This window comes from Streptomyces sp. NPDC001781 (genome assembly GCF_053596035.1).
This window is the reverse complement of the sequence record NZ_JBSFFI010000037.1, coordinates 42,293-54,423: the sequence shown is the minus strand read 5'-3', so window position 1 is coordinate 54,423 and position 12,131 is coordinate 42,293. Positions and strand designations below refer to the sequence as shown.

General features: G+C 70.8%; 12 protein-coding genes. 3 read left to right on the top strand and 9 right to left on the bottom strand.

What is annotated here, in order from left to right; all coding sequences use genetic code 11:
- The first annotated feature begins 158 nt into the window (after positions 1-158).
- The gene (locus tag ACWCV3_RS26105; protein WP_451228841.1) at positions 159-893 is read left to right on the top strand and encodes an isocitrate lyase/PEP mutase family protein; all 735 of its coding nucleotides are present in this window, start codon (positions 159-161) and stop codon (positions 891-893) included.
- A 158-nt stretch (positions 894-1,051) separates the two neighbouring features.
- On the opposite strand, the gene ACWCV3_RS26100 is transcribed toward ACWCV3_RS26105, so the two are convergent.
- Complete coding sequence (locus tag ACWCV3_RS26100) at positions 1,052-1,291, bottom strand: aldo/keto reductase (RefSeq protein WP_451228838.1); 240 nt, start codon at positions 1,289-1,291, stop codon at positions 1,052-1,054.
- Positions 1,292-1,652: 361 nt separating this feature from the next.
- Complete coding sequence (locus tag ACWCV3_RS26095) at positions 1,653-2,018, bottom strand: YybH family protein (protein ID WP_451228835.1); 366 nt, start codon at positions 2,016-2,018, stop codon at positions 1,653-1,655.
- Between the two features lie 102 nt (positions 2,019-2,120).
- Between ACWCV3_RS26095 and ACWCV3_RS26090 the strand changes: the two genes are divergently transcribed.
- Complete coding sequence (locus ACWCV3_RS26090) at positions 2,121-3,032, top strand: LysR family transcriptional regulator (RefSeq protein WP_451228832.1); 912 nt, start codon at positions 2,121-2,123, stop codon at positions 3,030-3,032.
- A 62-nt stretch (positions 3,033-3,094) separates the two neighbouring features.
- Here the strand turns inward: ACWCV3_RS26090 and ACWCV3_RS26085 are convergent, their stop codons facing one another.
- From ACWCV3_RS26085 to ACWCV3_RS26075, 3 genes are read right to left on the bottom strand one after another with little or no spacing between them, the layout of a single operon-like run.
- Positions 3,095-4,663: an MFS transporter gene (locus tag ACWCV3_RS26085; RefSeq protein WP_451228829.1), complete on the bottom strand. Its 1,569-nt coding sequence runs from the start codon at positions 4,661-4,663 to the stop codon at positions 3,095-3,097.
- Complete coding sequence (locus ACWCV3_RS26080; RefSeq protein WP_451228849.1) at positions 4,660-4,866, bottom strand: BBE domain-containing protein; 207 nt, start codon at positions 4,864-4,866, stop codon at positions 4,660-4,662. The genes ACWCV3_RS26085 and ACWCV3_RS26080 overlap by 4 nt, the downstream gene beginning before the upstream one ends.
- A complete protein-coding gene (locus tag ACWCV3_RS26075) occupies positions 4,863-5,267 on the bottom strand; it encodes a hypothetical protein (protein WP_451228826.1) in 405 nt (134 codons plus the stop codon). The genes ACWCV3_RS26080 and ACWCV3_RS26075 overlap by 4 nt, the downstream gene beginning before the upstream one ends.
- Positions 5,268-6,122: 855 nt before the next feature.
- Here ACWCV3_RS26075 and ACWCV3_RS26070 point away from each other — a divergent pair.
- On the top strand, positions 6,123-6,251 hold the full coding sequence (locus ACWCV3_RS26070) for a hypothetical protein (protein WP_451228823.1): 129 nt from the start codon (positions 6,123-6,125) through the stop codon (positions 6,249-6,251).
- A 79-nt stretch (positions 6,252-6,330) separates the two neighbouring features.
- On the opposite strand, the gene ACWCV3_RS26065 is transcribed toward ACWCV3_RS26070, so the two are convergent.
- The 4 genes from ACWCV3_RS26065 to ACWCV3_RS26050 form a co-directional block, all read right to left on the bottom strand.
- Positions 6,331-6,957 carry a pyridoxamine 5'-phosphate oxidase family protein gene (locus tag ACWCV3_RS26065; protein ID WP_451228820.1) on the bottom strand — a complete coding sequence of 209 codons (627 nt, stop codon included), beginning with the start codon at positions 6,955-6,957 and terminating at the stop codon, positions 6,331-6,333.
- A gap of 147 nt (positions 6,958-7,104) precedes the next feature.
- Positions 7,105-8,217, bottom strand: a complete 1,113-nt coding sequence (locus ACWCV3_RS26060) for an amidase domain-containing protein (RefSeq protein ID WP_451228847.1) — start codon at positions 8,215-8,217, stop codon at positions 7,105-7,107.
- Between the two features lie 196 nt (positions 8,218-8,413).
- On the bottom strand, positions 8,414-9,688 hold the full coding sequence (locus ACWCV3_RS26055; protein ID WP_451228817.1) for a hypothetical protein: 1,275 nt from the start codon (positions 9,686-9,688) through the stop codon (positions 8,414-8,416).
- Positions 9,689-9,758: 70 nt separating this feature from the next.
- Positions 9,759-12,092, bottom strand: a complete 2,334-nt coding sequence (locus ACWCV3_RS26050; RefSeq protein WP_451228814.1) for a transglycosylase domain-containing protein — start codon at positions 12,090-12,092, stop codon at positions 9,759-9,761.
- Positions 12,093-12,131 lie beyond the last annotated feature (39 nt).

Below are 12,131 nucleotides of genomic sequence, written 5' to 3'. Positions count from 1 at the left end.
CGGGGCGCTGTACCGTTGCGGCCGGCACCCGCGTCCGGGCCACCGGGGGGGGGCCGGCCGTCGACACGGCCGGCCCGCCGTACGCGGGACGTACGAACCCCTCGTTGCCTACGCTGGCGGCGGCTTCGTTCGTGATGACCGTCCTCAGGAGGCGATCCGTGTCCAGTCGTACCCGGACCGAGGAGTTCCGTGCGCTGCACCAGCGGCCGGACCCCGGTGATCCGCTGGTGATTCCCAACGTGTGGGACGCGGTGAGCGCCCGGGTGTTCGCGGATGCCGGGCACCGGGTGCTGGCCACGTCCAGCGCCGCCGTCGCCGCGGTGCTCGGGTACGACGACGGGGGAGCCGCCCCGGCGGACGAGGTGTTCGAGGCGCTGGCCCGGATCGTCCGCGCCGTCGACGTCCCGGTCACCGTCGACATCGAGGACGGCTACGGGCTCGGCCCGGCCCGGATCGTGGAGCGGCTGCTCGGTGTGGGTGCGGTCGGCTGCAATCTGGAGGACACCGACCACGCGTCCGGCAAGCTCAAGGACGCCCGCGAACACGCCGCCTGGCTGGCCGAGTTCGTGGCGTCCGCAGACGGCCGGGTGGTGCTCAACGCCCGCGTGGACGCCTTCCTGCACGGCGCGGGCGACGCGGAGGAGGCGATCAGCCGCGGTCGTCTGTACGCCGCGGCCGGGGCGGACGTGGTCTATCCGATCCTGGCCCCGGCCGAGTTGCTGCCCGAGCTTGCCAAGGGCGTGCCGGCCCCGCTGAACGCCCTCCACCTGCCGGACGGGCCCGCCCCGGCTGAGCTCGGCCGGCTGGGCGCCGCCCGTGTCACCTTCGGAGGCGGCCTGCACCAGCGTGCCCAGGACGCCCTCACGGAGATCGCCCGCACCCTGCCGGCCTGACCGCCGGCACGGCGACGCGCCCCGCCCAGTCCCTGCGCGGAGCACGCTCGTTGGAGCTGAGAGCCTCTCGTTCGGCGCGCGGCGAGGCCGGCGGCCCCGGGAAGGTGCCGGGCGTGTGCAAGCTCCTGGGCCTCGGCCGGGTGCCGGCCGGCGAAGCTCTAGCCTACGTAGATGATCTTGCTCCGGGTCACCAGGACGTCCATGACCTGCCGGATCTCGTCCCAGGGGGTGGACCGGTCGACGTGGTGCATCTGGTACACGTCGATACGGTCGCTGCGCAGCCGCCGCGGGCTGGCCTCGACAGCCCGGCGGATGTGCAGCGCGGAAAGCCCGCTCTCCCTGGCGGTCTCCCGCAGTGTGGCCTGCGGATGGCCGTCCCGGCCGATCCGGGCGTTCAACTGAGGAATTGCGTCACCCGAACGACGCCGCACGTGTCACCGGCAGGCTGTCCGCCTGCGCATTCCATATTTCCGCCGAGTCGCAGCTCACCGGGACGGTGAGGTGAATTGCTCCGCGGAACCGGAAAAGGAACCGTCGGGACGGAATGCGGCGCCGAGTATCACGAACCACTGTGAAGAGCCCCCGTTTGGCTCTGGACCTGCTGCCGTGCACCATATGCGGTGCCGGCGAACGCGCGATCCGGGAAATCACCTGGCCGTGGACCGGTGCCTCGCGTGGAGAGCAGGTGTCGCGCACCGGGCGCCAGCCGTGCGGTGGCCGGAGGCGCCCAGGCGAGGACGGCAGGAAGAGGACAGGGCGTCAGCTCGTCGGCGGGTGGAACTCCGGCTGGTCGATGATGCGCAGCCAGCTGCCGTCCGCCTGGCGCCTGACCACCTGCGCGCGGGCGCCCGAACCGTCCTTGGGCGGCGTCGAGGTGAGGGCGATGTCACCGAACACCAGCGTGGGCAGCGGCTCCTCGGGCTCGAAGTGAGGCCCGCCCGACAGCGCCTTCTCCCAGAGCCGGCGGATCGCCTCCCGGCCCACGGTGGTGCTGCCGGGCGGGTAGGCCATCACGGCCTCCTCGTCGTACAGCGCGGCGAGGCCGGCGGCGTCACCGGCATTGGCGCGCTCCACGAAGAGACGGGTGAGGTCTTCCGGCTTCAGGGCCTTCTCGTTCTCGGGCACAATCATCCTTTCCTGCGGTCCGGGTACCGGCGTCGCAATTTTCCGTCATCGGCCGATAACAAGTCCAATCAATCATCCGGATCGGCGTTATAATTTGCAGTTATGGAGATCAGGCAGCTCAGGTACTTCATCGCCGTGGCACAGGAAGCCAATTTCACCAGGGCCGCGGAGCTGGTGCATATCAGCCAGCCCGGTATCAGTGCCCAGATCCGCCAGCTGGAGAACGACCTCGGGGCCACCCTGATCGACCGCTCCGGCCGCAGGGTGCAGCTCACGGCCGTCGGCGAGGTGGTGCTCGCGCACGCCAAGTCCGTGCTGTCCTCCATGAACTCGCTGCGGCAGGCCGTGGACGAGATGAACGGCCTGGTCCGGGGCAAGCTGGTGGTCGGCATGGTCACCGCCTGCACGGTCCAGCCGCTCTTCGACGCGCTGTCCGCCTTCCATCTCGCCCACCCCGGTGTCGAGATCAGCCTGCTGGAGGACGATTCCGCCAAGCTGGTCGAGTGCGTCCGCGAGGGCACCGTCGACCTCGCGCTGATCGGCGCCGCCCAGCGAGCGCCGGAGGACCTGGACGGCTGGCAGGTGATCAGTGAGCCGATCGTCGCCGCGGTGCCGCACGAGCACCCGCTGGCCGAAAAGGACGGAGTCACCCTCGCCGAACTGAGCGCCTACCCGCTCGTCTGCCTGCCCGAGGGGACCGGTATCCGGGCGGCGCTGGACGAGGCGTCCGCCGCCATCGGCCTCACTCCCACGATCGCCCTTCAGGCCAGCGCGCCCGGAGCGGTGATGCACCTGGCCGAGCGGGGCCTCGGGGTCGCGGTGCTCTCCGAGTCGATGACCGCCCACCAGAAGGGCCTCAGGACCGTCTCCATCACCGACGCCGACGTCCCCGCGGTGCTCGCCCTGATCTCCGCGCCCACCGAGAGCCCTGCACTGCGCGAACTGCTGCTGCACTGCCGGCAGTCCTTCGGCGAGACCGCCCCGGCACAGGCCGCCTCGATGAGCGGCGCCTGATCCCACCACACCCGAGCGGGCCCGTCGGCGACCGACGGGCCCGCTTCGGCGGGTACCGGGGCTCAGCTCTCCGCGGCCACCGGCGACTGACCGGGGGCGTCCTTCGCCTCGGGCTTCGGCTGCTGCGCCGCCTGGAAGTCGGCGGGCCGGATCAGCACCAGGGCCAGGACACCGCCGAGCAGGGCCAGGCCGGCCGACACCGCGAGCAGGGTGTTGAGGCCGTCCACGAACCCGGTCGTGGCGATCTGCTGCACCTTGTCCCCGTACTGCCCGGGCACCACACGCACCGCCTCACCCGTCTCGCCGCCCCGCGTCAGCGCGGCCAACTGGTCGCTGCGGCCGGCCAGTTCCGGCACCCCGCGCAGCCCGTCGCGGAACCGGTCGCTGATGACACCGGCGAAGGCCGAGCCCAGCACCGCGACACCGGCGCTCACGCCGAGCTGACGGAAAGTGCCGTTCACGCCCGACGCCATGCCGGAGCGGGAGAAGTCGACGACGCCCACGGCCGTGGAGGCCAGCGGCGGGTTGACCAGACCGGCACCCACACCGCCCAGCACCAGACCGGGGACGAAGTGCTCCCAGCCGCTGGACTCGTCGATCCCGCCCATCAGCAGCAGCGCGGCACCGACCAGCAGCAGCCCCACCCCGATCATGTAGCGGGGCTGCACCTTGGCGCTGAGCCGCCCGGCGATCAGGGAGGCGACCAGCATCGACAGCGAGGCGGTGAGCAGACGCAGACCGGTCTCCAGCGAGGAGTAGCCCAGAGCCTCCTGGAAGTAGATCGCCAGGAACAGGAACATCGCGAACAGCGAGCCGTTCATGGCGAACGCGGCGATGGAACCGCCGACGAAGGTCGGGATGCGGAACAGCCCCAGGTCGAACATGGGCTGCTCGGACTTCGCCTCCACCAGCAGGAACGCCAGCAGCAGCACGGCGCCCACCACCAGACCGGTCACCGAGCGGCCGTCGCTCCACTCGGTCTCACCGGCGCGGATCAGGCCGTAGACCAGGGTGGCGAGTCCGCCGGTGAGCAGGACGAACCCGGGCCGGTCCAGCTTGCGGGCGAACGGTGACTTCGACTCGTCCACACGCAGCGCGATGATCAGGGCCACGACGAAGCCGATCGGCACGTTGACCAGGAAGATGCCCCGCCAGCTGATGCCGCTGGAGATCAGGCCGCCGGCCACCGGGCCGATGGCGGAGGCGAGGCCCGTGACCATGCCCCACACGCCGAACGCCATCCCGCGTTCCTTGCCCTGGAAGCCGCCCGCGAGCAGGGCCAGACCGGTGGCGAACATGACCGAGCCGCCCACACCCTGGAGGATCCGGGACATGATCAGCATCAGCGGCGACTGGGCCGACCCGCACAGCAGCGAGGCGACCGTGAACAGGGCCACGCCGATCGCGTAGAGGCGCTTGCGCCCGAACCGGTCGGCCAGGGTGCCGCTCGTCAGCAGGAAGGAGGCCAGCGCCAGCGCGTAGCCGTCGATCACCCACTGGAGGTCGGCGAAGCCGGCGTTCAGATCGCGCTGTACGTCGGGCATGACGACGTACACGATGGTGGTGTCCAGCAGGAGCATGAACGTCCCGCCGCACACCCCCAACAGGGTCCACCACTTCTTTTCCATCATCGTTCCTTCTGCTGTCCTGAGCGGTCGGCCGCGGCCCGTCGGCGGGGGCCGGGGGAGGGATCCGGCGGGATGTCGTGGTTCAGCCGGAAGAGGTTTCCGGGGTCGTGGGCGGCCTTGATCCGGCCGAGGCGCGCGTAGTCGCCGGGCTCGTACGCCCAGCGGTCCTGGTCCGCGGTGGCGGCGGCGCCGTGGAGGAAGTTCAGGTTGCGGCCCGTGGCGTGCGGGGGCAGGGCGTCGGTGAGCCGGGTGTGCGCCGCGCGGAAGCGTCGGCGGTGTCGTCGGTGACCCGGTCGAGCGCCGTGAGCAGACAGCGGGCCGAGCGGTGGCCGACCGAGTTCGGCACGCGGGGCGGCCGGGCCAGGGACCCGCCCAGGTGGCGCACCTCGACGATGCTGGTGATCGGTGCCCGGGGCCCCGACAGCTCCAGCACGGTACGCACCGCGCCCGCGTCCAGCCCGCCGAGCACCGTGTTCGTCCCGGCGTACGCGGCCGGCGCCACCGGATCGGCCCTCGGTGAACAGCGGCCGCCGAGGCGCCCGGCGAGTTGCCGGGCGGCCGCACTCAGGTCCTCGCGCGCGGTGGGCGGTCGGGGGCCAGGGGGCACGGTCCGTTCCTTTCGTCGAGGGACGGCAGTGCCGCCGAGGGGGGTCGCTTCGGCACTGCCTTCCCCGTCATGGTCCCGACGGTGCGATCAGAAGTCCAAGACCTGGTTTTTCTGGGATACCGAACTTTTGGTTATGGATCGGCGGTGACCGCCACGGCCAGCGCGGACGCCGGCAGCGTCAGCTCTCCGACCAGTGCGTACCGGTCGCCGGCCCACGTCCACAGCCCGCCCCTCCCGGAGGCCGAGCCGCACCCGCCAGAACAGCCCGCCGTGGGCGGGCCACAGCTCGGCCCGCTCCCGCTCGTCCAGCGGGAACCGGTGCACTCCACGCTCCGGGCAGCGCGGGTCCAGGTCCACGCCCACCCCCGCGCGCCGGGCGCGACCGCGGCCACCGCCAGCTCACCGCTGCGGGTCACCGAGGCCGGGAACCCCGCCGGACACACCGGAGCCCCGCTGTCCGCGCGGCCCAGCCAAGCGCTCGGGAGCCCCGGAAACGGGCGTCTCGGTCACCCGTCCCGGCGACCCGCTCGACGAACGACTCCATCTCCGGCTGGAACCACTCGGGGGTCTACTGGTCCCGCCCGCGTCGGAAGAGGCTGCCCCAGCCCGACGCCTCGGGCCGAGGGGCCCGTACCGCGCCCGCGACCGGCTCACCGTCACCGATGTGTCCGGCGCGCCGGGAGCCCTTCACCCCGTACCGTCTGATCACCGCACTGCGCGAGGCCGGGTTCGGGCCGGACCCTGCTGCGCAGCCCGTTCTCCAAGCCGTTCCTCGACCGGCTCCCGGAGGGCGGCACGCCGTGGATCTTCGGCACCGACGAGCCGGAACCGTTCCTGTAGGCCAACGGCTGGGACGTGGAGTCCCTCAAGGAGCCGGGCCGGCCCGGCGCGGGTAAGGGACGCCGTCCGTACGACGTCCAGCCGCGCGGGCGCCGCTTCGCCGACCGGCTGTGGCTGATCCGCGCCCGGCTCGCCGCGCGGTGACGCCGGGTCTCCGGGCACGCGGTGGCGGGGCCCCCGCCGGGATTCCGCCCGCCGCGGCCCGCGGACCGCCGGCAATTGCTCAGTCCCGTGCCTTGAGCCGCTCCCGCAGTTCCAGGTTCTCCTCCGCCAGCGTCCGCAGCCGTTCCCGCAACGGCTCCAGCGCCTCGGCCAGTTCCGGCTCCGAGTAGCGCGGCGTGATGTGCTTGGGGCAGTTCCAGAACAGGCCCTCCACCCGGACCAGCATGAGCTGCTCCAGCGGGCCGTCGGTGCGCAGGTCGGACAACTGCTCGTGCAGCTCGGGGAACTCGGCCGGATCACGTGTCTCCGCCCGACCGAAGATCTTCAGCCGGGTGGGGTTCGCGTAGTCCATGAAGAACAGCGAGACTCGCTCGTCGGAGCGGAGGTTGCCCGTGGTGATGTACTGCCGGTTGCCGCGCACCTCCACCCAGGCCAGCGTGCCGCTGTCCAGCACGTGCACGAAACCCGGCGGGCCGCCCCGGAACTGGACGTAGGGCCAGCCGTCCTCACCGGTACTGGCCAGGTAGAACCCGTCGCGGGCCCGGACGAAGTCGGCCTCGTCCGGCCCCATCCGGTCCGGCTCGTCGGTGTCCCCCGCCAGCAGCCGCGCCATGGCCTGCGCACTGCCCCGCTCCTCCTGCACGCCCCGCACGTTCTCGGTGAACGCCAACCGTGCGTACCGGCTCATCCACGCCCCCCTTAAACCCACACCGCCCAGACCTGGTCGACGGCCGACTGTATCCACGCCCCGCCACGCCGCAAAGGAGCACCGTCGTCCGGACGCGCGAGGACCCCCGCCCGGCGGGCTGCCGGGCGGGGGTCCTCACTCACCTCATCAGGTGCGGTAGGCGTAGAACGCCGCCGTCGGGTAGGACGCGACGAGGCTCGCCACCGAACGGTTGTAGGTGTTGGTGGAGTGGTACGTCACGTAGGGCACGCCCCGGGCATCGCGCTTGGTGACGATCATCGTGTGGTCCTTGGACCCGTCCTTGTTGAAGTCCATCTGGACGACATCGCCGATGTCGGCCTGGTAGACGTTCGCAAGGCTCGTGACCCGCTTCGAGGACAGCGCGAACCAGGAGAACTCGTTCACACCCACGAAGGAGTCCGACTGGATGTCGGCGGTACCGAACCACTTGTGGAAGTCGTTCGTGTAACCGGGAACGTGCTTCCAGCCACCCGCCTTCAGCGCCTGGCTGACGAAGTTGGTGCAGTCACCACCCGCGCCGGCCCCGTTGAAGTTCGGGTACGCGGTGTTGTACTTGCTCCAGTATTTCGTCGCGTACGCGACCATGGCCTTGTAGTCGTAGCCGGTACCCGTCAGGGTCTTCGGCTTCGCCGGAGCGGGCCGTGTGGTGGCCGCGCGGGGCGCGTCCGGCGGGCCGGCGTCCGCCTTGACCGCCGGCTTGGCGACCTCGGGCTTCGCCACCTGGTTCACCGCGAGGTAGCCCTCGTCGGTGTCCTTGATGCGCGTGAGCTGCCAGTTGCCGCCGCGGTCCGCCCGGAAGGTCAGCTCGTGGTGCGCCTGGAACCCCGTGGTGGGGGGCTCGTTGCCCGTGACCTTCCTGTACGTGAGCGAGGTGGTCTCGGTGACGGCCACCGTGGCACGCCGTCCCTTGACCTGCGTGGCGTCCAGCTTCACGCTGGTGCTGCCCGCGCTGTACTGCTCGCCCAGCGCGGCCAGACGGCTCTTGCGGCCGCGGAGCTGGCTGAGCGCCGAGTCCTCCTGGCGCGACTGCGTGCCGGACAGGCGCACATCGCCGGAGAACCCGGAGGTCCGCTGCTTGTGGCCTGCCGAGGAACCGCCCACCAGGGCCTGGGTGCGGTCGGTGAAGACCGCGTCCGCCAGCTTCTGGAAGGTCGCCTTGGTCGCCGTGTCGACGGTCGGGTCGTCGGTGACCGCCGCGCCCGCGCTCCAGTTCGGCAGCAGGGCGACGCCCGCCACCACGGAGGCGGCCGCCGCCGAGACTATGGTGGCGCGGCTCCGCTTACGGCTCAATTTTCTCGACTTCAATGAAGATCCCCTCTACGCCGGTACACAGACCGGGACTCCGGTGACACAGACCGGGTGACCGCATCTTCGCATGCCGTGTGCGGCGGGTGTGAAGACAGGATGCACAAGTGGAACCAGACTGTTTCACACGTCACTTGACGACCGACGACCAGTCAGGCGACTGAGCCGGGTCCAGGCTGCGCAGCCGCGCCAGCGTCTGCGGTGTCTGGACGTCCATCCAGTCGGCCAGTTCCTTGAAGGACACGCACTTCACGCCCTTCTTGGTGCACATGTTCTTGACCACCTGGTCGATGGCCCGCATGTAGATGCCGCCGTTCCAGTCCTCGAAGTGGTTGCCCACGAACAGCGGCGCCCGGCTCCCGTAGTACACCCGGTTGAAACCGGCCATGTACGAATCGACCGTCTGCTGCTCCCACTTGGGGTACTCGGCCGGGTCGCCATGTGTCTCGCCGTCCGACTGGTTGTACAGGAAGTTGAAGTCCATGGACAGGCCCTGGTACTTGCCGGACTCGTACGGCAGCATCTGGAGCGGGAAGTCCCAGACGCCGTCCTTCTTCGCCGGCCAGATCTGGAAGTCGCCCGCGGAGGAGGCGTCGTAGCGCCAGCCGTAGCCCTTGATGGCCTTCAGCAGGTTCCTCTGGCCCTCCAGACAGGGCGCACGGCCGCCGGTCACCTCCTTCTTGAAGTCGAACGGCAGCGGGTCGACGTCCTTGTAGCCGGTGTTGGTCTTCCAGTGCTCCACGAACGAGTAGAACTGGTCGATCTCGCTCTTCCACTCCGCCACACTCCAGTCACCGCCGCCCTTGGCGCCGCAGAAGTGGCCGTTGAAGTGGGTACCTATCTCATTGCCGTCCTCGTACGCCTCGCGCAGCTGCTCCACCGTCTCGCGGATGTGCTCGTCGGTGGCGTAGTCGATGGCCGCGGCGCCGGGGGAGTGCTGCGGCGGGTGGTAGAGGTCCTTCTTGGTCTTCGGCAGCAGGTAGATGCCGGTGAGGAAGAATGTCATGTGGGCGTCGTACCGCTTGGCCAGTTCGCGGTAGTGCGAGAACAGATGGTCGCTGCCCTCCAGTCCGCCGTCCCACGAGAAGACGACGAACTGGGGCGGTTTCTCACCATGCTTGAGCCGTACGGGCTTCAATACGCCCTTCTGCGGTCCGGTGTAGGACGTCGAACCGTCCCCGAGGACCCTGGTTTTTCCGTCCCACTCCGGCTCCGCTGACGCGCCGGGCTCCTTGGCGGGGGAGACCGCGGAGGCGATGTCGTCCTCGTGGTCCAGCAGCAGATACCCCGTGACCGTGGACACGAGCACGAGCAGCACGGCCAGCGCGAGGACGCCGGGTCGCTTGACCCGGCCGCCCTCGGTGGTGCGTGCCTTGCGACGGCGGCCTGTGCTCGACGACTTCATACGGATCGATCTCCGGAACGGGTTGCGGGTTGAGGGACCGGAAGGAGGTGGGCCGGAGCGGCGGCGGGGATCAGCCGACGCCCACGGCCCGCGACCAGATTCCGAACGGCACGCTGTTCTCGCGGGTGCCTGCCAGACCGTCCAGCGGCAGCGGCTCCAGGCTCCTGCTCAGGTCGATGCGGTAGACGACGACCGCGGTCGACACCGACTTCAGGGTGCCCGTGTACCAGAGCGCGGTGTCCTTGTCGGTGGTGCCGTCCTTCCCGGCGGCCGGGGTGGTCGCCGCGGGAGTGGGGTGGAAGGCGCGGAAGTTGTCCGCGAGGGCCTCGCTGACCTGCTGCGCGACCTCGGGGCGTACCGCACGGCGCCGGTCGGGCGCGTCCAGGCGGACGCCCGCGCCGTTGCGGGTGACCCGGCGCACCGAGTACGGCTCGGTGTGCCGGCCGTCCGCCGCGAAGGTGGCGTAACCGCTGGCCATGCGGATCGTGCTGGGCGTGGAGGTGCCGAGCGAAAGGGTGGGCGTCGCCGGGCCGAAGCTGGACGGCAGGAGCCCGGCCGCCTGCGCGGTGGCCTTCACCTTCTCCAGCCCGGTGTCCATGCCGAGCTGCATGAACGGCGTGTTCACCGAGCGGGCGAGGGCCCGGCGCAGGGAGATCGGCCCGTAGGAGCGATTTCCGTCGTTGTGCGCGGCGACCTTCTTGCCGCTGCGGTCCCAGTAGGGGCCCTCGGGGGTGGTGACGGGCACCGCGTCGTCGCCGTCGTAGACCGACTCCGGGGTGACCGGGGTGGCCGGGCCCTCGCGGGTCTTGCGCACCCCGTTCTCCAGCCCCGCCGCGTAGACGAAGGGTGTGAAAGCCGAACCGGCGGGCACAGTAGTGGCGTTGGACTCGTTGTAGCCCTGCTTGCGGTGGTCGGGGCCGCCGTAGACGGCGACGATCCGGCCGTCGGTGGCGACCGAGGCGGCGCCGTAGTGGGCGGTGCGCGCGGCCTGGGGGTCCTTCTTGCGAGCTGCCTCGCGGGCCTTGGTGACCGCGTCGGTCAGCTCGCTCTCCCGCTTGCGGTCGAAGGTGGTGTAGATCTGGTAGCCGCCGAGGTCGAACTCCTTGTCCGACAGGTGGGCGTTCTTCCTGGCGTACTGGGACGCCAGCTCCACCAGGTAGTCGCTCTGCTTACCGGTGTCGTAGATCTGGGGCGTCCTGGCCGGCTCGGGGAACTCGGTGTACTTGGCGCGTTCGGCCGGGGAGAGCTTGCCGATCTTGACCATGCGGTCGAGGATCCACGACCACCGGTCCACCGCCCGGCGGTGGTTGGCCGCGCTGAGCGTGGGGTCGTACAGCCCGGCGCCCTTGAGCAGTGAGGCCAGCATGGCGGCCTCGCTGGGGTTCAGCTTGCTGACGTCCTTGCCGTAGTAGGCCTGCGAGGCGCGCTGGATGCCGTAGGTGCCGCGGCCGAACCAGCTGGTGTTGAGGTAGCCCTCGAGGATCTTGTCCTTGCTCATGCGGTTGTCGAGCTTGAGGGCGATCATCGCCTCGGTGAGTTTGCGGCCGAGGTTCTGGTCCTGGTTCAGGTAGACGTTCTTGACGTACTGCTGGGTGATCGTGGAGCCGCCCTCGGTGTCACCCTGGCCGACCGTGCGCCACAGGGCGCGGGTGATGCCCTTGGCGGAGATGCCGGGGTCGGAGTAGAAACTCTCGTTCTCCGCCGCCAGCACCGCCCAGCGCACGCCCTCCGGGATGTCCTTGAGCGGCATCGCCTGCCGGCGCACCCAGCCGGTCCGGGCCATCGGGGTGCCGTCGGACCAGAAGTAGACGTTGTCCTGCTGGGTGGCGTAGGAGTTGAGATTGGCGGGGACGTCGGTCGCCGCGTAGGCCACGGTGAGGCAGAGACCGGAGAACCCGGCCAGGGCGAGCCAGCCGGCGAGCCACTGCCGCCAGGACGGTATCCAGCGCCGCCAGTCCTCGCGGCCCGGTCGCGGGTACTCGGGGCGCAGCTTGCGGACGTACGGCGCGGCGAGTGCGGCGTAGGGGGCGAGCCTGGCGGTGGCCCGGGCGAGGTGGCGGCGCAGCACGTCGAGGACGGTCAGCAGCGGGGCCGGGACGCCGGACGGGCGGGAGGCGCCGGAATCCTCGCCGGTACTCGGCCCGGTCCGCGGTGCGGGACGGGTGCCGTCGAGCGCGACGATCTTGAGCTGCATCGTCTCGTCGGGGCGGACGGAGCCGACCCGGAGCTGCATGGTGGCCTCGGGCTCGAACACGGCCGGGTCCGGGGCGCGTCCGGTCTCCGGCCGGGCCGGCTCCTGGGCGCGGCGTCCCCACGCCCGCTTCGGCGCCGCACGCCGGCCCCGCCCACGCCGGACACCGTCACCGGCGTCGTTCGCGTCCGCCCCCCGCCCTGCCTCGGTCACGACAGGTCTCCCTCCCCACTCGGCCTTGCTCGCGCGGGC